The organism is Mycolicibacterium sp. Y3, from assembly GCF_051188035.1.
Lineage (GTDB): Bacteria > Actinomycetota > Actinomycetes > Mycobacteriales > Mycobacteriaceae > Mycobacterium > Mycobacterium fluoranthenivorans.
Genome location: NZ_JAVQLT010000001.1, coordinates 619,588 through 641,075, shown reverse-complemented (window position 1 = coordinate 641,075; position 21,488 = coordinate 619,588). Strand labels below are relative to the sequence as shown.

General features: G+C 66.4%; 19 protein-coding genes and 1 pseudogene. 7 read left to right on the top strand and 13 right to left on the bottom strand.

From position 1 onward, the window contains the following. Window positions 1–13 precede the first annotated feature (13 nt). Window positions 14–508, bottom strand: a complete 495-nt coding sequence (locus tag QN239_RS03120; protein ID WP_499008137.1) for a GNAT family N-acetyltransferase — start codon at window positions 506–508, stop codon at window positions 14–16. Window positions 509–529: 21 nt separating this feature from the next. Beyond that, window positions 530–697 (bottom strand): hypothetical protein, encoded by a 168-nt coding sequence (locus QN239_RS03115; protein ID WP_499008136.1) that lies wholly within the window; start codon window positions 695–697, stop codon window positions 530–532. A gap of 343 nt (window positions 698–1,040) precedes the next feature. Between QN239_RS03115 and QN239_RS03110 the strand changes: the two genes are divergently transcribed. The 3 genes from QN239_RS03110 to QN239_RS03100 all read left to right on the top strand — a co-directional run bounded on the left by QN239_RS03110 (window position 1,041) and on the right by QN239_RS03100 (window position 4,056). After that, on the top strand, window positions 1,041–1,505 hold the full coding sequence (locus QN239_RS03110) for a hypothetical protein (protein WP_499008135.1): 465 nt from the start codon (window positions 1,041–1,043) through the stop codon (window positions 1,503–1,505). Between the two features lie 161 nt (window positions 1,506–1,666). Continuing rightward, window positions 1,667–3,781 (top strand): MDR family MFS transporter, encoded by a 2,115-nt coding sequence (locus QN239_RS03105; RefSeq protein WP_499008134.1) that lies wholly within the window; start codon window positions 1,667–1,669, stop codon window positions 3,779–3,781. Window positions 3,782–3,831: 50 nt separating this feature from the next. Next, window positions 3,832–4,056, top strand: a complete 225-nt coding sequence (locus QN239_RS03100; RefSeq protein ID WP_090359329.1) for a hypothetical protein — start codon at window positions 3,832–3,834, stop codon at window positions 4,054–4,056. 4 nt (window positions 4,057–4,060) lie between these two features. On the opposite strand, the gene abc-f is transcribed toward QN239_RS03100, so the two are convergent. Together abc-f and QN239_RS03090 are read right to left on the bottom strand one after the other, a co-directional pair. Beyond that, window positions 4,061–5,707, bottom strand: a complete 1,647-nt coding sequence (gene abc-f, locus QN239_RS03095; RefSeq protein ID WP_499008133.1) for a ribosomal protection-like ABC-F family protein — start codon at window positions 5,705–5,707, stop codon at window positions 4,061–4,063. Then, window positions 5,704–6,690, bottom strand: a complete 987-nt coding sequence (locus tag QN239_RS03090; protein ID WP_499016529.1) for a glycoside hydrolase family 6 protein — start codon at window positions 6,688–6,690, stop codon at window positions 5,704–5,706. The genes abc-f and QN239_RS03090 overlap by 4 nt, the downstream gene beginning before the upstream one ends. Before the next feature lie 476 nt (window positions 6,691–7,166). On the opposite strand from QN239_RS03090, the gene QN239_RS03085 reads away from it, so the two are divergent. Further along, on the top strand, window positions 7,167–7,535 hold the full coding sequence (locus QN239_RS03085; protein ID WP_499008132.1) for a hypothetical protein: 369 nt from the start codon (window positions 7,167–7,169) through the stop codon (window positions 7,533–7,535). A 12-nt stretch (window positions 7,536–7,547) separates the two neighbouring features. On the opposite strand, the gene QN239_RS03080 is transcribed toward QN239_RS03085, so the two are convergent. From QN239_RS03080 to QN239_RS03065, 4 genes are all read right to left on the bottom strand, one after another. Beyond that, window positions 7,548–8,786 (bottom strand): fatty acid desaturase family protein, encoded by a 1,239-nt coding sequence (locus tag QN239_RS03080; protein ID WP_499008131.1) that lies wholly within the window; start codon window positions 8,784–8,786, stop codon window positions 7,548–7,550. A 12-nt stretch (window positions 8,787–8,798) separates the two neighbouring features. Further along, window positions 8,799–9,929 carry a ferredoxin reductase gene (locus QN239_RS03075; RefSeq protein ID WP_499008130.1) on the bottom strand — a complete coding sequence of 377 codons (1,131 nt, stop codon included), beginning with the start codon at window positions 9,927–9,929 and terminating at the stop codon, window positions 8,799–8,801. A 69-nt stretch (window positions 9,930–9,998) separates the two neighbouring features. Then, window positions 9,999–11,702: a metallophosphoesterase gene (locus tag QN239_RS03070; protein WP_499008129.1), complete on the bottom strand. Its 1,704-nt coding sequence runs from the start codon at window positions 11,700–11,702 to the stop codon at window positions 9,999–10,001. A gap of 144 nt (window positions 11,703–11,846) precedes the next feature. Continuing rightward, window positions 11,847–12,146 carry a hypothetical protein gene (locus tag QN239_RS03065; RefSeq protein WP_499008128.1) on the bottom strand — a complete coding sequence of 100 codons (300 nt, stop codon included), beginning with the start codon at window positions 12,144–12,146 and terminating at the stop codon, window positions 11,847–11,849. A 283-nt stretch (window positions 12,147–12,429) separates the two neighbouring features. Between QN239_RS03065 and QN239_RS03060 the strand changes: the two genes are divergently transcribed. The 3 genes from QN239_RS03060 to QN239_RS03050 all read left to right on the top strand — a co-directional run bounded on the left by QN239_RS03060 (window position 12,430) and on the right by QN239_RS03050 (window position 14,735). After that, window positions 12,430–13,002 (top strand): TetR-like C-terminal domain-containing protein, encoded by a 573-nt coding sequence (locus QN239_RS03060; RefSeq protein ID WP_499008127.1) that lies wholly within the window; start codon window positions 12,430–12,432, stop codon window positions 13,000–13,002. A gap of 97 nt (window positions 13,003–13,099) precedes the next feature. Next, a complete protein-coding gene (locus tag QN239_RS03055; RefSeq protein ID WP_499008126.1) occupies window positions 13,100–14,128 on the top strand; it encodes a fused (3R)-hydroxyacyl-ACP dehydratase subunits HadA/HadB in 1,029 nt (342 codons plus the stop codon). A 94-nt stretch (window positions 14,129–14,222) separates the two neighbouring features. Continuing rightward, window positions 14,223–14,735 (top strand): hypothetical protein, encoded by a 513-nt coding sequence (locus tag QN239_RS03050; protein WP_499008125.1) that lies wholly within the window; start codon window positions 14,223–14,225, stop codon window positions 14,733–14,735. On the opposite strand, the pseudogene QN239_RS03045 reads toward QN239_RS03050, so the two are convergent. From QN239_RS03045 to QN239_RS03025, 5 genes and pseudogenes are all read right to left on the bottom strand, one after another. After that, window positions 14,675–17,603 (bottom strand): annotated as a pseudogene (locus tag QN239_RS03045) (MMPL/RND family transporter). The gene QN239_RS03050 and the pseudogene QN239_RS03045 overlap by 61 nt on opposite strands. After that, window positions 17,600–18,046 (bottom strand): MmpS family transport accessory protein, encoded by a 447-nt coding sequence (locus QN239_RS03040; protein ID WP_090359346.1) that lies wholly within the window; start codon window positions 18,044–18,046, stop codon window positions 17,600–17,602. The pseudogene QN239_RS03045 and the gene QN239_RS03040 overlap by 4 nt, the downstream one beginning before the upstream one ends. 236 nt (window positions 18,047–18,282) lie before the next feature. Beyond that, a complete protein-coding gene (locus tag QN239_RS03035; protein ID WP_499008124.1) occupies window positions 18,283–19,548 on the bottom strand; it encodes a sugar ABC transporter permease in 1,266 nt (421 codons plus the stop codon). A 10-nt stretch (window positions 19,549–19,558) separates the two neighbouring features. Next, entirely contained in the window at window positions 19,559–20,344 is a 786-nt protein-coding gene (locus QN239_RS03030; RefSeq protein WP_499008123.1) for an ATP-binding cassette domain-containing protein, read from the bottom strand. A gap of 7 nt (window positions 20,345–20,351) precedes the next feature. Continuing rightward, window positions 20,352–21,431, bottom strand: a complete 1,080-nt coding sequence (locus QN239_RS03025; RefSeq protein ID WP_499008122.1) for a sugar ABC transporter substrate-binding protein — start codon at window positions 21,429–21,431, stop codon at window positions 20,352–20,354. Window positions 21,432–21,488: the final 57 nt, after the last annotated feature.

Genomic DNA, 21,488 nt, shown 5'->3' with positions numbered 1-21,488 from the left:
GGTGTGACGGCGCCTACCCGGCTGCGCCGAGCTGCTTCTCGAAAGCGTGCACACCGATCTGCTCGGCGGGCAACGCCCGGTCGTACAGCGCGGTGTAACCGGTCGACAGATACAGCGCCACCGCCTCGGGTTGGCGGGGTCCGGTGGTCAGGTACACCCGGCGATAGCCGCGTTCACGCGCAATGCGCTCCAGCTCGGCCACCACCAGCTTGCCGTATCCGCGACCACGGTACTCCGACGATGTCCAAATCCGTTTCAGCTCGGCCGTCGATGCGTCCAGACGGCGAAAGGCGCCCCCGGCCACCGGTATTCCACCGGACAGCCCCACCACCAGCACCCCGCCCGGCGGCGCGAACTGCTCGGCCGGATAGCGGCGCATATCGGCGTATTCCGTGCCACTCAGGTCGCCGTAGCGTGCCTGGTACTCCCGGCCGAGCTCCGCCAGCAGCGGCGCCGCCAGCGGATCGTCCTGCCGCACCACCACGAACTCGACCTGCCCCACGCACATCCACGACACGCTACAAGCCGGTCACCGGCCGTTGCCGAAGGTCGAGGTCACCTGGCCGGTGCTCGCGTGCTGCTGGATTTCGTGCACCCAGTCGTGGTGAGTGATATCGGCCTGAGCCGGCGCGGCCAACCCGACCAGGGCGGCGGCGAATCCGGTGGCTACGATGCTGGCAAATCCGAACTTCTTCATTTTCATCAGTCCTTCGGTATGGAATCCACTTACCGGTTCGGGGTTCTCCTGGCCGGTCTGACTTCCACAACACGCAGGTCAGTGCGGTTAATTCCGCTGGCAGAAATTGGCGCACGGTTGGCAGAATGTGGTGCCGGGACGCCGCCACCGGCCAGCCGTCGAACGCGCGTCGGCTAAACACCGTGCAGGTTCACGGAGATACAAGAAGTGCGCGGTCCGCTTCGCGGGAATTATCCGAACCGTTATCGACGTTTACCCCAATTGTCACACGGGTATCTCTGGTAACAGCGCCGGGGCGCCGGCGCAACCCGTCCACAGAGAAAGAGCCGAATGGGTCATCATCATGAACACCGTCCTCTACTTCAGCGCCACCGGCGCCGTATATGAAACCCGCGCCTACACCCAGGCCGATATCACCCAGCTCATCCACGACCAGGGGCTGCAGTGCCTGACCAGTGCTGATCGGCAGTTCGACTTCTGGTTCAGCCCGACATCGCGGCGGTGCCAGCGCCGCGTCAATCGCCGGGCCTCCGAATTACTCTTGGCGACCACATCTTTCACCGCGAAAACGGTCCCGCTGCTGCGTGGCAGCATCGTCGTGGCGACCCATGACGCCGACGGCGACCTGGACGGTCTCAGCTGGGAGCAGCTGGATCTGCTGGCCCGCCAGAACCGCACCGTGACCCCCAGGGACGAGCGGATTCTCAACCGGCGGATCATGCGCGACCAGCGCCGTCAGCGCCGCGCCACCCAAGCCGCCCCGGCCTTCCACATCCCCGCAGCGCGTAGCGCGAGCCCGGCCAGATGACCTGCCGGCCGCCGAGCGGGAACTCATCGGCCGCGCTCAGCTGACTCATATCGCGTTCCCATCCCACTGAGATGTGATGGCCCCTGCGACACACGTGTCATCACCGGCCAACAGGGGTATGCCGACCACGGTCACCACCAGCGCACAGGAGGAACGCAGCGATGTCCGTGAGCACACCACCACGGGCCGCCGACCCGGTACCACCCGTCCACCCCGCGAACCACCGCCAGCGCAATCTCACCTTTCTGGCGGTGGTGCTCGGCATGCTGCTGGCCGCCCTGGACCAGACCATCGTCGCGACGGCGCTGCCGACCGTCGTCGCGGATCTCGGTGGCGCCGGCCACCAGGCCTGGGTGGTCACCAGTTATCTGCTCGCGTCGACGATCGTCACCGCGGTGGTCGGCAAGCTCGGCGACATCTTCGGCCGCAAGAAGGTGTTCCAACTGGCGGTCCTGCTGTTTCTGGCGGGTTCGATCCTCTGCGGCCTGGCTCAGTCGATGGAGATGCTGGTCGCCTCGCGGGCTCTGCAGGGACTCGGGGGTGGCGCCATCACCGTGACGGCGGTCGCGGTGATCGGCGAGGTGATCCCGCTCCGGGAACGCGGCCGCTATCAGGGGGCGCTCGGCGCGGTCTTCGGTGTCACCACCGTCATCGGCCCGTTGCTCGGCGGACTGTTCACCGACCACCTCACCTGGCGATGGGCCTTCTGGGTGAATGTGCCGGTAGCCGTCGCGGTGATCGCGATCGCGGCCGTGGCCATCCCGGAGTTGAACCGCACCGCGCGGCCGGTCCTCGACTATGCGGGCATCGTGCTCATCGGCCTCGGCGCCGCCGGGCTGACACTGGCCACCAGCTGGGGCGGCACCACCTACGCCTGGGGCTCGCCGACCATCCTCGCGCTCTTCGTCGGATCCGCCGCCGCGCTCATCGCCTTCGTCGCCGCCGAGCGGCGCGCCGTCGAACCGATCCTGCCCATCCGGTTGTTCGCCAACCCCGTCTTCACCGTCTGTTGTGTGCTGTCGTTCGTGGTGGGCTTCGCGATGCTCGGCGCGCTGACGTTCCTGCCGACCTATATGCAGTTCGTCGACGGCGTCTCGGCCACCGCCTCCGGGTTACGCACCCTGCCCATGGTGGCGGGGCTGCTGGTGACATCCCTGGGTAGCGGGGTGATCGTCGGCCGTACCGGGCGTTACAAGATCTTCCCCATCGCGGGCACCGCCATCATGGCGCTCGGCTTCGTGCTGCTCTCCCGGATGGATGCCGGTACCTCCACCCTGGTTCAGTCGCTGTACCTGCTGGTGCTGGGCACCGGGATCGGCCTGAGCATGCAGGTGCTGGTCCTGGTCGTGCAGAACACCGTCGACTTCACCGACCTCGGCGTCGCGACCTCCGGGGTCACGTTCTTCCGCACGATCGGCAGCTCCTTCGGGGCCGCCATCTTCGGATCGATGTTCTCGAACTTCCTCGACGACCGTCTTCCCGCGGCGATGGCCCGAAGCGGCGCCCCGGCCCAGGCGGCCACCTCACCGCAGGTATTGCACCAGCTGTCCCACGAGGCGGCCGCCCCCATCATCGACGCCTACGCCGACTCACTCAGCCGCGTGTTCCTGTTCGCGGCACCGGTCGCCGTCATCGGTTTCATCCTGGCGTGGTTCCTCAAGCAGGTTCCGCTGCGCGACACGGCCGCGAGCGGCAGCACCGATATGGGCGAGGGCTTCGGCATGCCGACCGCCGAATCTCCGGAGAAGCTGCTCGAAGTCGCGATCGGGCGGCTGCTGCAACGCAGCCACGGCGTCGACCTGGAGGCGCTCGCACGTTCCCCGCGCAGCCGGGTCGATACCGCGGCCCTGTGGGCGCTGATGCAGATCTACCGGCACGCATCGGTCACCGGGACCGCGGATATCGTCGACATCGCCGAGGAGCGCCGGGTGCCGCGCCAGATCCTGGAGCCCACCTTCGACCGGCTGGTCGCCACCCGGTACGCGACGCGGGTCGCCGACCAGTTCTCGCTGACCCCCGCCGGCGCCGCCGAGATCAACAAGGCCCGCGACCTCATCTCCAGCTGGATCACCGAATCACTTTCGCAGTCAGAGGCTTTCAGCGCTGGTCTGGGCGGTCGGGCGGATCGCATGCAGGTGCAGGGCGCGCTCGACCGTATTGCGCGCGGCGTGCTGCTGGAACGGATCGCGGAGCGTGAGGAACCCCGGCCGCTGAAACTGGGGGCTCCGGCAGGCGAGCCGCCGACTCAGCCGTTCCGGTTCAATCGATCGCCGTAGGAGAACACCCCGCGGTTTTCCGCGCCGCCGGAGTGGGTACATGGATCGCCATGAGCACACCAGTCACCCCGCCGGGACGCGATGATGCACCCGCCACCATCGGGCTCCTCCTGAACTTTGCGGCATTGATCGCGATCACCGGGTCACTCGCACTTGCGCTCGGCGGACACACCGCCGTGGCGGTGTTGCTCGCCGTCGTCGCTGCCACCGGATTCGTCGCCAGCCTGGTCCTCTTCGCGTTCGACAGCCGCCGCGCCGAGCAACCGGCCGACTGACGCGCTACCGCTGGTCGACCTGACCGTCTGCCACCCGCCACGTCCGGTCCAGCCGCACGTTCTCCAGCATCCGGCGGTCGTGCGTCACCAACAGCAATGCGCCGTCATAGGTTTCGAGTGCCTGCTCGAGTTGTTCGATGGCGGGCAGGTCCAGATGGTTCGTCGGCTCGTCGAGCACCAGCACGTTCACGCCGCGGGCCTGAAGCAATGCCATACCGGCTCGGGTGCGCTCACCGGGAGAGAGCCCGTCGACCGCGCGCTCGACATGATCGGCACCCAGCCCGAACTTCGCGAGCAGGGTGCGCACGTCGGCGGTCGACCACGACGGCATCTGCTGTTCGAAACGGTCGAGAAGCCGCCCCGGACCGGAGAACTCGGCCCGGGCCTGGTCGATCTCGCCAATGGCGACATTCGCACCGAGGGTGGCCCGGCCGTCATCGGGCTTTCGTTGCCCCAGCAGCAGCCTCAACAAGGTCGACTTGCCCGCCCCGTTGGGGCCGGTGATACCGATCCGCTCGCCGGCCGCCACCTGTAACGACACCGGGCCGAGCACGAAATCGTCCTGGCGGACAACGGCTTTGTCGAGTGTCGCGACGACCGCGCTGGATCGCGGTGCGGCGCCGATGGTGAACTGCAGCGTCCACTCCTTGCGCGGCTCCTCGACTTCCTCGAGGCGGGCGATCCGGCTCTCCATCTGACGCACCTTCTGCGCCTGCTTCTCACTGGATTCGCTCTGCGCACGGCGCCGGTTCTTGTCGTTGTCGGGAGCCTTGCGCATCGCGTTGCGCACGCCCTGACTGGACCACTCCCGTTGGACGCGTGCGCGTGCCACCAGATCGGCCTTCTTGTCGGCGAATTCGTCGTACTGTTCGCGCCGGTGCCGCCGCCCCACCTCCCGCTCTTCCAGATAGCTTTCGTAGCCGCCGCCGAAGACCGTCGTGGTGTTCTGCGCCAGATCGAGTTCCAGAATTCGGGTGACGCTGCGGGCCAGGAACTCTCGGTCATGGCTCACCAGCACCACACCGCCGCGCAGGTCGGAGATGAAGCGCTCCAGCCGGTCGAGGCCGTCGAGATCGAGATCGTTGGTCGGCTCGTCGAGCAACACGATGTCGAATCTCGAGAGCACCAGCGCCGCCAGACCCACCCGGGCCGCCTGTCCGCCCGACAGCGACGTCATCTCGGTCGACTCCGGCGGTACGGCCTGCGGGTCGAATCCCAGGTCTGCCAGCACCGCGGGCAGCCTCTCGTCGAGATCTGCTGCGCTGGTGGCGAGCCAGTGATCCAGCGCGCGGGAGTAGGTGTCCGCAGCGGTATCCGACTCGGCCAGCGCCGCCGCCGCAGTCTCCATGGCCAGGGTCGCCTCCGCGCAGCCCGTCCGGCGTGCGATGTAGGCGGCGACGGTCTCACCGGGCACCCGTTCGTGTTCCTGCGGCAGCCATCCGATGAACGCGTCGGCCGGCGCGACGCTGACCGTCCCCTCCAGCGGGGCGAGATCGCCGGCCAGGATGCGCAGCAGCGTGCTCTTGCCTGCACCGTTGGCGCCGACGACACCGATCACATCGCCCGGCGCGACCGTCACGTCGAGGCCCTCGAAGAGGGTGCGGTGGGCGTAACCGCCTGCCACGTTCGAAGCGACGAGGGTTGCGGTCACAGACCCGCTTTGCTCGCAAGGTCGATCGCGTACTGGTTCATGAAGCGGCCCGCTCCGGGGTCGCCCCGCCCGCACGACCCGTCCGATTCGCCGGGACGCTTGATCCACAGGTAGGCATCCGCGTGTGCGCCGGCGGTGGCGGTCGTGGGCGGCGTGCCGAGGGCCCGGCCGGCGGGATTGCACCACGAATCGCTGTCGACCGGTCCGACGCCGTTGCGCGAGGTGTCGATGACGTAGTGCGCGCCGTTGGTCAGTCCGGAGATCGCCTCGCCGTAGCCGATCTCCTCCTCTGTGGTGAAGAAGTTCGCGGTGTTGAGGCTGAAGCCCCTCGCCTTGGCCACGCCGACCTCGTTGAGCATGGCCGCCATCTTGTCGACGCTGGTCCAGCGGGAATGACCCGCGTCGACGTAGACAGCGGTGGCCGGGTTCCGGGTCAGGGTGTCGACGCCGTACCGAATCAGGTCGAGACGCTCCTGACGCTGGTCGGCCGACAGGCAGTCGGCCATGGCCAGCGCATCGGGTTCGAGGATGACCGCGGCCGGTCCGGAACCGATGGCCGCCGCGACTCCGTCGATCCAGCCTCGGTAGGCGTCCGCCGAGGAGAATCCGCCGGCGGAGAAGTTGCCGCAGTCGCGGTGCGGGATTCCGTAGAGCGCCAGCACCGGTCTGGTGCCCGCGGCCTGCGCGGCGGCGATGTAGGCCGCGTCGACCGCCGGGGTGGACAACCGGTCCATCCAGTACCCCTGCGGGGTGTTGGCGATGGCTGTCAACTGCGGACTGGGTGGATCCGCACTCTGCGCCGCCCGCATGGCGGCCGACCCGGGGTTGACATAGAACGGCATTCCCGCGAGCGGGTTGGCATCATCGACCAGGCGGATGGCGGGGGTCTGCACCGGACCGGCGACGAGGCCCACGCCCGCCATGGCCGCCACGGTCAACAACGGAGCGACCCACCGAGCGACCACGCCGGCAGCTGAGGACATCACGCCCAAAAACATAGTGTCGCAACACAATGAGTGCCAATTAAGGCGGCCCGCTGCGCCGATCCCGAACGATGCTGGGGCCGCTGGTCGGCAAATCTCGAGGCGACGCGTCAAAAGCGTTCATACAGCACCCTTACCGAGGAGTGGCCACGACAGCAAGCTCGCTGGGTTCCGCAGACTGTTCGCTGCGTGCGGCCGGCAACCCTCGACTTCAACCCGAGGGTCGACGTGCCGAATACAAACGGCACCGACCCCACCGTCGGTGAGATAGAGTGCCCACCGGACCTGCCCCGACTCGAAAAAGTATGTGAGCACGCACAGTGAAACGCTCCCACCGGCTCGCGGTAATCTTGGCGCTGGCACTTGGCGTGGTCGGCGCCGACGGCGCGCTCCAGTCCAACCGAGGCGTAGTACACACCACGACCGTATCGGCCCCTGCGCTGGCCGCCAGTACGCAGAGCGCTGAACGAGTTCGGTTGTACAGCAGCAAACCCGTCAGTGCCTGGCGGCGGGAGCAGGGTCAACCGCTGAGCTCACTGGCGGCGGCATCCGACCGGTTGATGGCGACCATCACCCGCGGCGACTTCGCCGGTATGCACGCCGTGTGTCGCGATGTGACCGCCATCAACCAACGCATCCGCGCCTCCCTGCCGACGCCCGATCGTGCCCTCACCGCTGCCCTGCGGCAGCTGACGGTCCACCTCGACGACTTGACCACGCACTGCTCGACCTTGAGCCTGACCTCACCCTTCAGCGAGTTCGGTCGGCTGAACGACGATTTCAAAGGCGCCGCACGGTCCTTCGCGGCGGCCAAGTTCCTTCTGAAAGGCACCGAACCGAGCTGATCGCCGACCGGCCTAGCCGGTGGCCATCGCCGCGGTCTCCAATTCGCGGATCGCCGTGCGCAGCCCGCGCCGCCTCCCGGTGGCCGGATCGACGCCGAAGCTCTCCCGCATACCGGCCCGGATCCGGAATTTCAGTTCGGAGTTCGTCTCCGGCGCGTCGTCGGACGTCGCCGTGAGGAGCTTGTCCGGGAGCGCGAGCTTGACGATGGTCCAGAACGACTGGAAGTACTGGCGCGGAAGCGATCCCGTCGTATACGGCAGATCGTACTTCTCGCACAGCGCCCGCACCCGCTCACTTATCTCCGCGTAGCGATTGCTTGGCAGGTCGGGGAAGAGATGGTGCTCGATCTGGTAGCACAGGTTCCCGCTCATGAACGCCATCAGCGGACCCGCGCGAAAGTTCGCCGAACCCAGCAGCTGGCGCAGATACCATTCCGCCGGCGTCTCGTCCTCGAACTCCTGGCGAGTGAATTTCTCTGCGCCGTCGGGAAAGTGCCCGCAGAAGATGACCATATAAGACCAGTAGTTGCGGATCAGGTTCGCCACCGCATTCGCCTTGAGCGTGCTCTTCCAGTTCTTGGCCGACAGTGCGGGAAAGACGAGGTAGTCCTTGCCGACCTGTTTACCCACCTTCTTACCGATCACCCGGAGGTCTTTGCGGACCTCGGCCCAGGACTTCTCCTTGGCACGCACCTTCGCGGTCTCCAGACCGTGTGCGGCGACGCCCCATTCGAAGAATGTGCCCAGCAGCAGGTTGTACACCGGGTTGCCGATCATCCAGCGTTCCCACCGCTGATCTCGCGTCAGCCGCATGATGCCGTAGCCGATATCGTCGTCGAGACCGACGACATTGGTGTACTTGTGGTGGATGAAGTTGTGCGACTTCTTCCAGTGTTCGGTGGGGGAGGTGGTGTCCCATTCCCACTCGGTCGAATGGATCTCCGGATCGTTCATCCAGTCCCACTGACCACGGGTGATGTTGTGCCCCAACTCCATGTTCTCGATGATCTTCGCCGTCGCCAGCATCACGATACCGGCCCGGCGGGCCACCTTGTGGTGACTGGCGAACAGCAGGACGCGGGCACCGACGGCCAGACCGCGCTGGAGCTGGATGGCTCGCCGGATGTAGCGGGCATCGCGCTCGCCCCGCGACTCTTCGATATCTGATCTGATCGTATCCAGTTCGCGGGCAAGCGCTTCCACATCGGCCGGCGTCAGATGTGCGTACCGCTTGATATCGGTGATGGCCATGATCGTTCCCCCTTAGACCATGAGTGTGCAGTTACCGGACGCGGTCGAGACGCAGGTGTTAATCCGATCCCCGGCCCCGTGCTCGGCGCCCGAGCGGAAATCGCGCACGTACCCGTCCTCCAGTGGCAGCACACAGGTCTGACAGATCCCCATCCGGCACCCGAACGGCATCTGGATGCCGACCTTCTCGCCGGCTTCGAGAAGTGAAGTGGCGCCGTCGATCTCGATCGATTTGCCGGATACCGCGAAGGTCACCGTGCCGCCCTCACCGCCTTTGTCGGTCCGTTCGATCGTGAACCGCTCGACGTGCAGGGCATCGTCGAGACCCACCCGGTGAAACGCGTCCTCGACATCGTCGAGCATCTGGACCGGGCCGCATGCCCACGTCGACCGTGCCCGCCAGTCCGGAACCGCACCGTCCAACCTGGTGAAGTCCATATGCCCGGCCGTCTCGGTGAGCTGAAGGTGCAGCCGGTAACTGGGATGCCGTTCTTCGAGTGCACGCAGTTCGTCTCGGAAGATGACGGATGCTTCCGACGGGGCGGAGTGCACGTGCACGATATCGGGCTGCTGTCCGCGGACCGACAGGGACCTCAACATGGCGATCACCGGGGTGATACCGCTGCCCGCGCTGATGAAGAGCAGTTTCTCCGGCGGCGGGTTGGGTAAGGCGAAGTCGCCCTTGGGTTTCGCCAGTCGCACGATGGTTCCCGGCGCGACGCCGTTGACCAGGTGCGACGACAGGAAACCCTCCGGTGTGGCCTTGACGGTGATGGTGATGTGCTTGGCACCGCGCTGCGGAACCGAGGTCAGCGAATAGGACCGCCAGTGCCAGCGGCCGTCGACCCGCAGCCCGATGCCGACGTACTGCCCCGGCTGGTAGTCGGCCGCGAACCCCCAACCCGGTTTGATCGTCACCGTCGCGGTGTCCTCGGTCTCGCGCTGCACATCGACCACCTCGCCGCGCAGCTCCCGTGCCGACCACAGCGGGTTCACCATCTTCAGGTAGTCATCGGGAAGCAACGGGGTGGTGGCGCGAGCAGTCAACCCGCGCAGCACGTTCACCTTCGGGCTGACAGCTGTCTCGACATTCTTGGCGGGCCTGATACTCCACCGGGCCAGCCGGCGCATCGCTGTGACCATGCCGGTGTTATTACCCGCGAGTAAGGTAGTTCACACCTCGAGTCGATCCGAATTCCGTTCCCGGCGTGCTCAGGTGCGCACCGGGCGCCGGTAGGTGAGTGTGTCGAACTCCCGTCCGTATTCGTCGACGGCCGTCACGTCCATCTCACTGACCAGGACGCCGGGCCGCACGTCGACCCGCAGGAACGCGTAGTTGCGGAATCGCACCCGCGACCAGTTGACCGCCTCGGCCTGCTTGCCACCGGCGGCGTTCCAGACATAGCTGTTCGGCACGCTCAGATCGTCGAGCACATGGCCGCGGTAGCTCTCCAGTTCACCGGGCTGGAAGCCGTATCGGGGGCGGCCGCCGCACCCGACGGTGTAATAGACCGTGCCGTCCGTGGCGGGATAGACCACGGAGTTGTCCAGGGCAACCGTCGTCGGTGCCCCACCCCGGATCGGGTCGGTGCGCTCGAACACGTGATTGTGGCCCTGCAGGACGAGGTCGACCTGGTATCGGTCGAACAGGTCGCACCATGCCGCCCGCACGCCGCCGTCGCTGGCGTGTGCGTCGGTGGTGGAGTACGCGCAGTGGTGGAAGAAGCAGACGATGAAATCGATGTCCGAGTTGGCTCGGTGTGCCGCGAGTGTCCTTGCCGCCCAGTTTGTTTGGGCTCCCTCGGAGTATCCGGTGTTGGCGGTGATCTCGTAGCTCACGTCGTTGGCGTCCAGCGACAGCACCGCGACGTTGCCGTAGACGAACGAGTACACCGACGGGCAGTTCGCGGGACCGTTGCCGGGAAAGTCCAGCCTGGCGAGATGGCCCCCGTACCCGTGTGTCCCGTACGCCGCCTCCATATCGTGATTGCCGGTGGCGAACATCCACGGCGTCGTCGAGGCGCTGCCTTCGATGGAGCCCAGGTAGACATCCCAGACGAAGGGGTTGAACTTGTCGAAGCCCGCCGGCGGCGTACCGCCCGGGCCGACGAACGCACCCGGCTTCCCCATGCCCGACGGATCGGCGTACGCGATATCGCCGGCCAGCACGTGGAAGTCGGGGCGCGCCGCGACGATCTGGCGCAGCACGTTGGCCGTGTGCGGCACGTCCGGATCGTTGTCGGGCTTGTAGTAGCGGTCGTCGTATTCACCGGCGGCGAGGCCGGGCGGCAGCGCCGGCGTGTCATCGGTGCCCTGGTCTCCGATCATGGTGAAGCGGAATGGGCCGGTGGCCGCCCTGGCGCTCGGCATGGCCGTCGAGGCCGAGCGCACATCGCCGAGGAAGCCGTCGTCGGTGCGCCAGCGGTAGTGGTGCGCCGCCGCCCCGGGTAGACCGTCGATCGGGGCGTGCACGTAGAACTGTTCGGCGGCCAGCACACCGCCGCGGCCATCGGGGATCTGGGTCACCAGATTCCGGATCTCGGCCTGCACCGTCGCGCCCAAGTCGGCCGTCGGGCCGTGGTCCAGGAAAACCCTCGTGCCCTTGGGATTTCGGGAGAGCTGTGCGGACAGCCGCAGCTGTGTCGAGGCATCCGAGCCATACCCCACCCGGCGGTTGGCCACCCCCAGGGGCGCGTCGTCCGCGTACGCGCGGACCCCGAACGGGGATCCGCCCACCGCGGCGATCGCTGCGGCGGCCGCCGCCCCACCGAGGAAGAGGCGGCGGGAGACCGGCCTGCTTCGCAGGTAGTTCAGATGCCAGTCATGGCGCTCGGCCGTGCTCATGGGGGCTGCAATCCCCACCGGGATCCCGGTGTCGGGTACGTCCCTGGCGTCGGGGGGTGAGTTGCGGACCATTCCACCGATGGTGGCTCAGATGGCGCCGCCATGCGCACCGCACCGGGGAAACCCGGACCGAACTTCCAGTGAACGACCTACTTCTGCGGGATGGGTCCCGGCTGCGTGGCATCGCATTCGCCGAGTGCGCAAATTCGATCCGGCTCAGCCGAACCCGATACCGATGCCGAACTCACCGCCCGGATCGTCATCGTTGTGGTTCGGGCAGCGCACGTCGACGTAGACGGTGTCACCGGTCGCCGGCGGCGCCCCCGAGTGATCGGGATTGTTCACCGCGACCACCGTGCACGAGGACAGCGGTTTGGTGTCGTAGCCGTTCACCCAGTTGATCTGGACGAGGTATCCCTGGTCTTCGAGATCGGCGATGACCGCATCGGCCCCCTCCGCGCGCGCGGTGGGGGCGGCGGTCAGCGCCGCAGCGGTCAGCACCGCCCCGACCAACATCCGCCCGCACCACATCCCTCCACGATCCACCCGATATCGCCGGGTGGCAACGGTCCGATCGAGGTCAGGATCAATCTCCCTGCAAGACAAACCGTTTCGCCGCCGCCGTCCGCCCCGGCCGGCCTGCCCCGACTCGCTGATTCTCAATGTTCTCGCGCTTGCTCCAGGTTCCGGACTTTCCCGGCCGCGGTCCGACGTTGCTGTGCCGGTCGTCCACGAAGGCTTCTCAGCCCCGGCCAACGGGGCCGCTAGGATGGGTGAATTCGGCAAGGGGGGGTTGCTTTTGAGCGCCATTGAGACGGAAGGGCTGACACCCGAGTTCCGTGAACTCGTCCATGCGGCGGCCCGCCAGGAGCTGACCAAGTGGGGCATCGATCGATTCAGCATCGTGGCGTTGGCGGATCGCAACGGTCTGCCGGTTGACGAGATCCTCGAGTTCTGGACGGACGAAGCGGCACTCATCATGGATGTCCTCCTGGACGGTGCCGGACGGGAGGCGGCGCCACCCGACACCGGTTCCCTTCGCGGCGATCTGTACGCGCTCGCCATCGGGATGGCCGCGTATCTGGGATCCGATCAAGGCCATCAGATCCAGGGTTCGCACCTGATCGGCGAACCGTTTCTCGATGGCATCGAGATCCGGCGCACGTTATGGCGGGTGCGCGTTCAGCGACTGGGCATCGTGTTCAACCGGGCGCGCGATCGTGGCGAGCTGCGAGACGGTATCGAACCGGCCGTCGTACTCGAGCTGCTGTTGGCGCCGATCAACATGCGCGCCCTGTTCACCGGCGAACCGATCGATGAGCCGTACTGCCGGCTCGTGGCCGATCTGGTGTGGCACGCGGTGCGTTGCTGACCACCGGTGGTCCGCGGTTGGGCTCAACGCCTGGTGGCGCGTTAATGTGCTGAGGTCAACCTCAGCGAACGCGCAGATAGAGAAGTTGAGCACAGCCATGACCGCAGCAGCAGATACCTCCGCACTTGAGTCCCGGGTCGGCCATTACTACCAGATGGACGACACGTACCTGGTGGGGCGCGAGAAGATACGTGAGTACGCCCGGGCTCTCCAGTCGGATCACCCCGCCCACTGGGACGTCGACGCCGCCAAGGCGTTGGGCTACCCGGGCCTGATCGCGCCGCTGACGTTCACCTCCGGCCCTGCCATGGCCTGCAACCAGCGCATGTTCGAGTCGGTGGTCGTCGGCTACGACATGTATCTGCAAACCGAAGAGGTCTTCGAACAGCACCGCCCGATCGTCGAGGGCGATGAGCTGCAGATCGACATCGAGCTGACCTCGGTCCGCCGGGTGGCCGGCCGCGACCTGATCACCGTCACGAACACGTTCACCGACACCGCCGGCGAGGTGGTGCACACCCTGCACACCACCGTCGTCGGCGTCACCGGCGAGGACGTCGATCCGGCGATCAAGCCCGCCGTGCAGGGCGTGATGATGCACGGCATCAACATGCTCGGCGCCGAGCACCCCGAGGACTACCGGAAAACGGTGCGGCCCGAGGGTGAGATCCGGATCGCCGAAGGCGGCGCCACCCGGACGCCCGCGTCGCCGTCATTCGACGAGCTCGCGGTCGGCGACGAGTTGCCCGTGCACCACACTCGGCTGTCCCGCGGCGACCTGGTGAACTACGCCGGCGTGTCCGGCGACGCCAACCCGCTGCACTGGGACGAGAACATCGCCAAGCTGGCCGGCCAGCCCGACGTGATCGCCCACGGCATGCTCACCATGGGATTGGGCGCATCGTTCTTCTCGGCGTGGTCGGGCGACCCCGGCGCGGTGACCCGCTACGCGGTGCGGCTGTCGCAGCCCGCGGTGGTGCCGGCTGCCGGCGGCGCGGACATCGAGTACAGCGGCAAGATCAAGTCACTGGACCCGCAGACCCGCTCCGGTGTCGTGCTGGTCGGCGCCAAGTCGCAGGGCCGGAAGATCTTCGGCTTGGCGACGCTCAACGTCCGGTTCAGCTGAGGGCAGCCGGCGAGCGCGCCTTGCAAGGCCGGCGCACCAGGAGAGATACTTAGTTCAATTAACGTTTCCTGGTTCCGCGGAAGAGGAGCACACGGTGAACCTCTGGGGTGATCTCACCATTCTCGACGGGATGCTGGCCCTGTCTCTGGTCGCGTGCGTCTTCGTCTACATCCGCCGGTTGGAGAACCGCACGCCCGCGGCGATGGGCGAACAGGTCGGCGCCCACAAGGCCGTACTGGCCAAACTGCGTAAACGCGAAACGCTCTCCCAAGAAGAGTTCGACTACGCCACCGAACTGGTCGACGACGCCCGCTCGCCGCTCGCCTACGCGATACCCGCCGTGCTCTTCAGCTGTGGCTTCTTCTACGTGGTGGGCTGCCTCTACGAGTTGCACGTACACGGTGGCAACCCTTCGTTTCGCACCTTCATCGGCGGTATCCCGATGCTGACCTCGATGAACATCGCCGCTCAGCTGCGCCGGGTGGCCCGGCTGAAGAAGAACCTGCGGGATGTCACCCTGCGGGATGTCGAGGCGACCGAGCCGCTCTATCGGGACTCCGGGGCCTCCGCGGCAACGTCGTCGTCGTCCTCCCAGAGCAGGAGCTGACGGACCGAGGCGCGGGAGCCGTAGGGCTGGAGCATCTGACTGGCGGGCCGGGGACGCACCTTCAGCGGCCACCAGAACCAGCGACCGAGCAGGGCCGCGATGGCCGGTGTCATGAACGACCGCACGATCAGCGTGTCGAACAACAGCCCGAGCGCGATCGTCGTACCGATCTGACCGAGGATGCGCAGGTCGGCGAAGACGAATGAGGCCATGGTGGCCGCGAACACCAGCCCGGCCGCCGTCACCACCGCGCCGGACCCGGCCATCGCCCGGATGATGCCGGTGTTCACGCCGGCACCGATCTCCTCCTTGAATCGGGATATCAAGAGCAGGTTGTAATCCGAGCCCACGGCCAGCAACAGGATGACGGCCAGTGCCAGCACGATCCAGAACAAGTCGATGCCGAGGATGTCCTGCCAGATCAGCACGGAAAGGCCGAACGAGGCGCCCAAGGACAGCGCCACGGTGCCGACGATGACGATCGCCGCGATGATGCTGCGGGTGATGAACATCATGACCAAAAGGATCAGGCTCAGCGCGGCGATCGCGGCGATCATGAGGTCGTACTTGGCGCCGTCCGCAATGTCCTTGTAGGTGGCGGCGGTACCGGCGAGGTAGATCTTCGATCCCCCCAGGGGCGTGCCCTTGACCGCACCCTGGGCGGCATGCCGGATGGCGTCGATATGCGAAATACCTTCGGGCGTAGCGGGATCGCCTTCGTGCGTGATGATCATCCGGGCGGCTTTGCCGTCGGGTGACATGAAAAGCTTCATCCCGCGCAGGAATTCGGGATTGCTGAACGCCTCGGGCGGCAGATAGAAGGAATCATCGGTTTTCGACGCGTCGTACGCCTGGCCCAGTGCGGTGGCGTTCTGCAGTGCGGCGGCGGTCTGGTCGTTGATTCCCGAGGTGGTGGCATAGTTCGTCAGCGTGAGATCGCGGTTGGTCTGCTGGCTCTGGATCTGCGGCGGGATCAGCGCGAGCAGTTTGGGTTGCAGCGCATCGAGTTTCGCGATACTCCCCGCGACGTTGCTCAACTGATCGGTCAGCGCGTCGATACCGTCCAGCGCGTCGAACACCGATCGCAGCGCGGCGCACCGCCGGGATGTCGAAACAGTGCGGCTCCCAATAGAAGTAGTTGCGCAGGGGCCGGAAGAAGTCGTCGAAGTTGGCGATCTTGTCGCGCAGATCGTTGGCGGTCTGGACGGTCTGCGCGAAGGCCTTGGCCTGCTCGTCGGTGACGGCGCCGGACTGTTGTTGCAGCGCGTACTGCTGGCGCAGCACGTCGATCGAATTGTTGATCACGTCAACCTGTTTGAGCAGATCCGCACCGCGAGCCTGCTGGAAGGGCAGGTTGTTGATCTGAGAAGCGCTGCTCGCGCTGATCTGGAACGGGATCGACGTGTGGTCCAGCGGTGTGCCCAGGGGCCGGGTGATCGACTGCACCTGCGCGATACCGTCGGTGTGGAAGACCGCCTTGGCGACCCGTTCCAGCAGGATCATGTCGGTGGAATTACGCAGATCGTGGTCGGCTTCGATCATCAACAACTCGGGGTTCAGCCGCGCCTGCGAGAAGTGCCGTTCGGCCGCGGCGTAGCCGACGTTGGCCGGGGCACCGGCGGGCATGTAGGGCCGGGCGTCGTAGCTGGTCTGATAGCGCGGCAGGGCGAGCAGGCCGATGAGCGCGATCGCGACCGTCGCCGCCAGAATCGGCCCGGGCCACCGGACGATGGCGGTGCCGATACGCCGCCACCCCATGGTGCGCATCGGCCGGGCGGGCTCGAACAGACCGAAATGGCGGCCGATGACCAGCAACGCCGGCGCCAGGGTCAGCGCCGCCACCACCGCGACGAGCACGCCGGTGCCGGCCGGGACACCCAGACTCTGGAAGTACGGGAGCCGGGTGAAGGTCAGGCACAAGACGGCGCCCGCGATGGTCAGGCCCGAACCCAGAATGATGTGCGCGGTCCCGTGGTACATGGTGTTGAACGCCGAGACGCGGTCCTGCCCGGCGTATCGCGCTTCGTGGAATCGGCCGAGCAGGAAGATCGCGTAGTCGGTGCCTGCGGCGATCACCAGCAGCGTCAGCAGGTTCGTCGAATACGTCGACAGCTCGATGATGCCCGCGTTCGCGAGCACGGCCACGACGCCGCGGGATGCGGTCAGTTCGATCATCACCGTGAAGATCACGAAGAACACCGTGGTGAGGCGACGGTAGAGCCAGAACAGCATCACCGCGATGACCCCGAGGGTGATCAGCGTGGTCTTCAGCGTGCCGTGGCGGCCGACCTCGAACTGATCGGTGACCAGTGGCGCCGCGCCGGTGACATAGACCTTCAGGCCCGACGGCGGCGGGGTGTGGTTGACGATGTCACGCACCGCGTCGACGGATTCGTTGGCCAGTGACTCACCCTGGTTACCGGCGAGGTAGACCTGCACCAGCGCGGCCTTGCCATCGGCGCTCTGCGACCCGGCCGCCGTCAGCGGATCGCCCCAGAAGTTGTCGATGTGTTCCACGTGCTTGGTGTCCTCGGACAGCTTCTGCACCAGGCCGTCGTAGTAGTGGTGCGCCTCGGCACCGAGCGGCTGGTCGCCTTCCAGCACGATCATCGCCGAACTGTCGGAGTCGAACTCCTGAAACACCTTGCCGATTTGCTTGCTGGCCTGTAGCGATGGCGCATCGTGCGGGCTCAGCGACACGTTGTGCGATTCGGCCACGGTCTCCAGCTGCGGTACGAAGACGTTCGTGACGACCGCCAGGCCCAGCCAGAAGAAGGCGATCAACACGGAGAACCGCCGGATGAAGTCCGGAACGCCGCCAGGGCGAGCGGAGCGACGGGGGGAGGTGCCGGGGGAAGCCGTGCTCATCCGGATTTGTCCAGACAGTAGGTGAGGGCGTTCAGGGTGTTCACCGTTCGCTCGTCCTTGACCGCGTCATCGATCTTGATCCGGCAGCCGATCGAGTCACTGTCGCCCTGTGCCGTGACGTTGACGAAGACGGCCGGTTGAGTGGTCGTCGTGTCATAGGCCCAGGGCAACGTGACACCATCGGCGCGCTGCGGTTGCGCGTCCACGTCCAGGTAGGTGATGGTGGCGACGGTGCCCGGCGGGCCGAACACCTCGATCACCACGTGTTTGGGGTTGAACGGCACGATGTCGTTGTCCGAGCCGCTGGGGGTGGACGTGACATCCGTCGAGGCGAAGATCCCGTGCAACCGAAAGACCGTGAAACCCGCGATGGCGACCACCGCCACCGCGACGAGAAGCATCCAGCGTTTTCCCAGCTTTCGGCTGAATGAAACCCGCTGCATCCGTGACCCTTTCGTGAGCGGCGACAGGCGCGGACAGTAGAGGCTTTTAGGACGGCTAATCAACTAGGTTGACGGTACGACAAGAGTGCGGGCATCACAACACCGGGCTGCGACCTACCCGTGCGCGCGGGTGCGTCCCGCCACGGCCCGAGGTGGGCATCTGTGCGCACCGGATCACCTGCTGCGACCCGAGTAGCATTACGGGACAACGATTCTCGGTCGTCCCGGCCGATTGTTCAGGCCAGGCCTGTCGCCGATCGGCGCCGGCGTGAGATCGCGTCGACGCTCGCCGCCAGTAGCAGGACCCCGCCGGTCACCAGGAAGTTGATGTAGGACGACTGGTTGAGCAGGCCCAACCCGTTGGCGATGGTGGCCACCACCACCCCGCCGATGACGGCATCCAGGGCCCGGCCCTTACCGCCGAACAGGCTGGTGCCGCCGATCACGGCCGCGCCGACGGCGTACAACAACACGTTGCCGGCGCCCGACGATGCGGACACCTTGCCGCCGTAGGAGGCGGCGATGATGCCACTGAGCGCTGCCAGCGACGAGCAGACCACGAACACCGACATCCGGATACGGGCGACGTGGATCCCGGCCCGGCGCGCCGCTTCGGCGTTCCCGCCCACCGCATAGATGTGCCTACCGTAGGAGGTGCGGTTGAGGACCACGCTCAGCGCGATGAGCAGCGCCCCCACCAGAGGCAGAACATAAGGAATGCCGCGTATCTCGACGTGCGGGTTGACGCTGCGATTGAGGTTGAGCACGTAGGCCACCCCGAGTGCCACCACGGCCACCCCGATGATGCGCGCGATCACCACACCGATCGGCGGATGGACCAACCCCTGGGTGACCTTGGTGCGGTGCCGATACAACTCGAGACCGGTGAAGCCGGCGACGATCAGCAGCGCGAACAGCCATCCCGCGGTGACCGGCATGTTGTCGATGGTGATACCGCGGATGACAGGGTCGTCGACGCGGATCGAGCCGCCTTCCCCGATGAGTTTCAGCGTCACGCCCTGCAGGCCGAGAAAGAACGCCAGCGTCACGACGAACGACGGGATACCGAGTTTGGCGCGCAGCAGGCCGATCGCCAGGCCGATCGCCGCACCGCACAGGACGCCCGCGAGCACCCCGGCCCACCAGGGCCAGCCGCCGTTGACGATCATCAAGCCCATCGCGCACGCCGACACACCTCCTGCCACGCCCGCGGACAGGTCAATATCGCCGAGCAACAGCACGAACACCAGTCCCATGGCGAGCACACAGATCGAGCCGGCCTGGGTGACGAGGTTGGCCAGGTTCAGTGCCGAGGTAAAACGCTCATTGGCGAGCCCGAACACGGTGAACAACACGATGAGGCCGAGGACGGCGGGCAGCGACCCCATGTCGCCGCCGCGGACGCGCCGCAGATAGCTGCGCACCGCATCGCGGAAGGATTCGTCGGTTCGGGCGTCGGCAGCGAAGTCCGCGTCGGCCAGTTTCGGATTGAGCGTTGTCATCGTGTGGTCCTCACATCGACTGTGCGGCGTCGGCCGGTGCCAAACCGAGGCTGCCGGAGCGGCCCGCCGTGATCAGTTCCACCACCTGGCTGTGGCTGACCTCAGCCGCTTTCACCTCTGCGGCCACCCGACCGAGGTACAGCGCGCATATCCGGTCGGCGACCTCGAACACGTCGTTCAAGTTGTGCGAGATGAACACCACGCCCACGCCTTGGTCGGCCAGCCGGCGGACCAGGTCGAGGACCTGCCGGGTCTGCGCCACGCCGAGTGCGGCGGTGGGCTCGTCGAGCAGCACCACCTTGGCCTTCCACAGGACGGACTTGGCGATGGCCACCGTTTGACGCTGCCCGCCGGACAGGCTGGACACCGGCTGGCGCACGGACTTCACCGTGCGCACCGACAGCGATGAAAGTGCTTCGCGGGCCAGCGATTCCATCTTCGCTTCGTCAAGTGCACCGTGTCGCTTGAGCTCACGCCCGAGGAACATGTTGGAGACGATGTCAAGGTTGTCGCACAACGCCAGGTCTTGGTAGACCACCTCGACCCCGAGCGCCGACACGTCGTTGGGTCCGTGCACCGTGACCGGGTTGCCCTCGAACACATAGGTTCCGCTGTCGAGTGGGTAGATCCCGGCGATGGCCTTCACCAGAGTGGACTTGCCCGCGCCGTTGTCTCCGACCAGCGCGGTGACCTCTCCCGGATACACCTGGAAGTCCACGTCGTGCAACACGTGCACGACACCGAAACTCTTGTTGACGCCGCGGAGTTCGAGGAGGGGCGCGTTCGGGACGGACACGATGCCCCTAGAGCCCCGCAGCGTTGCACGCCGCCACGAACTGCCCGGTGCAGACATCGGCCTTGGCCTGACCACCGTCGTCGAAGACCACCTTGACGGTGTCCTTGGTGATGGCTTTCGGCGTCAACAACACCGACGGCACGTCCCGGTTGCCCTTGTCGTCACGAGATGTGCTGTTGGTCTTGGGTTGTTCGCCCTTGGCGAGCGCGATCGCCGTCTGCGCGAGCGCCCCCGCCTCTTCCTTCGCCGATTTGTACACGGACATGCATTGCGAACCCGCGAGGATGTTCTGCAGGCCTTCGACGGTGGCGTCCTGACCGGTGACCGGCACCTGCCCGGCCCGGCCGTTCTTCTCCAGGATCGAGATCACCGACCCGGCGAGCCCGTCGTTGGCCGCGTACACGCCGTCGACCTTGCCGTCGGCGCCGGTGTACATCTGCTCGAAGATGGTGACCGCCTTGTCGTTGTCCCAATCCGGTACGGCCTGCTCGGCCACCACCTTGATGGTCGGCACCTTGTCCACCACCGAGTGCGCGCCACCGGTGAACAACGTGGCGTTGTTGTCGGTCGGTGATCCGTTGAGGAAGACCACATTCGACTGCTTGCCCGCGAGGCAGTCGACCAGCCCCTGGCCCTGCAACTCGCCCACCTTGGTGTTGTCGAACGAGACGTACGCATCGGCAGAGCCACCCAGGGTCAGCCGGTCGTAGTCGATCGTCTTGACGCCCTGGCCGGCGGCCTTCTGCTGGATGGACGCGCCGCTGTCGGAGTCCAGGTTGACCAGTGCGAGCACCGTCACGCCGTCGGCGATCATCGCGTCGGCGATGGTCGCCATGTTGTCGGCGGATCCCTCGGCGTTCTGGATGGAGTACGGTACGCCGGCCGCCTTGAAAGCGGCCTCCAATGCCGGCCGGTCCTTGGACTCCCAGCGGACCGACGACTTGGTGTCGGGCAGGATCACGCCGATCTTCTGCCCCTTGGCCTCACCTGCGCCGCCGCCACTGCCCCCGTTGTTGCCGCCACACGCGGTGAGCGTCAGGCCTGCCCCGACGACGACGGCGACCATCAGACCGGTGATTCGCTTCATGCAACCGCCCCTCATCACATCCGCCGATACCTCGGCCTTTTGTTGTTTCGGACAACT

What these genes read in the sequence shown, in the direction of transcription:
- QN239_RS03120 (WP_499008137.1), bottom strand. Translation starts at nt 508, where the DNA reads ATGTGCGTGGGGCAGGTCGAGTTCGTGGTGGTGCGGCAGGACGATCCG.
- QN239_RS03115 (WP_499008136.1), bottom strand. Translation starts at nt 697, where the DNA reads ATGAAGAAGTTCGGATTTGCCAGCATCGTAGCCACCGGATTCGCCGCC.
- QN239_RS03110 (WP_499008135.1), top strand. Translation starts at nt 1,041, where the DNA reads ATGAACACCGTCCTCTACTTCAGCGCCACCGGCGCCGTATATGAAACC.
- QN239_RS03105 (WP_499008134.1), top strand. Translation starts at nt 1,667, where the DNA reads ATGTCCGTGAGCACACCACCACGGGCCGCCGACCCGGTACCACCCGTC.
- QN239_RS03100 (WP_090359329.1), top strand. Translation starts at nt 3,832, where the DNA reads ATGAGCACACCAGTCACCCCGCCGGGACGCGATGATGCACCCGCCACC.
- QN239_RS03090 (WP_499016529.1), bottom strand. Translation starts at nt 6,690, where the DNA reads ATGTCCTCAGCTGCCGGCGTGGTCGCTCGGTGGGTCGCTCCGTTGTTG.
- QN239_RS03080 (WP_499008131.1), bottom strand. Translation starts at nt 8,786, where the DNA reads ATGGCCATCACCGATATCAAGCGGTACGCACATCTGACGCCGGCCGAT.
- QN239_RS03075 (WP_499008130.1), bottom strand. Translation starts at nt 9,929, where the DNA reads ATGGTCACAGCGATGCGCCGGCTGGCCCGGTGGAGTATCAGGCCCGCC.
- QN239_RS03070 (WP_499008129.1), bottom strand. Translation starts at nt 11,702, where the DNA reads ATGGTCCGCAACTCACCCCCCGACGCCAGGGACGTACCCGACACCGGG.
- QN239_RS03065 (WP_499008128.1), bottom strand. Translation starts at nt 12,146, where the DNA reads ATGTTGGTCGGGGCGGTGCTGACCGCTGCGGCGCTGACCGCCGCCCCC.
- QN239_RS03055 (WP_499008126.1), top strand. Translation starts at nt 13,100, where the DNA reads ATGACCGCAGCAGCAGATACCTCCGCACTTGAGTCCCGGGTCGGCCAT.
- QN239_RS03040 (WP_090359346.1), bottom strand. Translation starts at nt 18,046, where the DNA reads ATGCAGCGGGTTTCATTCAGCCGAAAGCTGGGAAAACGCTGGATGCTT.
- QN239_RS03035 (WP_499008124.1), bottom strand. Translation starts at nt 19,548, where the DNA reads ATGACAACGCTCAATCCGAAACTGGCCGACGCGGACTTCGCTGCCGAC.
- QN239_RS03025 (WP_499008122.1), bottom strand. Translation starts at nt 21,431, where the DNA reads ATGAAGCGAATCACCGGTCTGATGGTCGCCGTCGTCGTCGGGGCAGGC.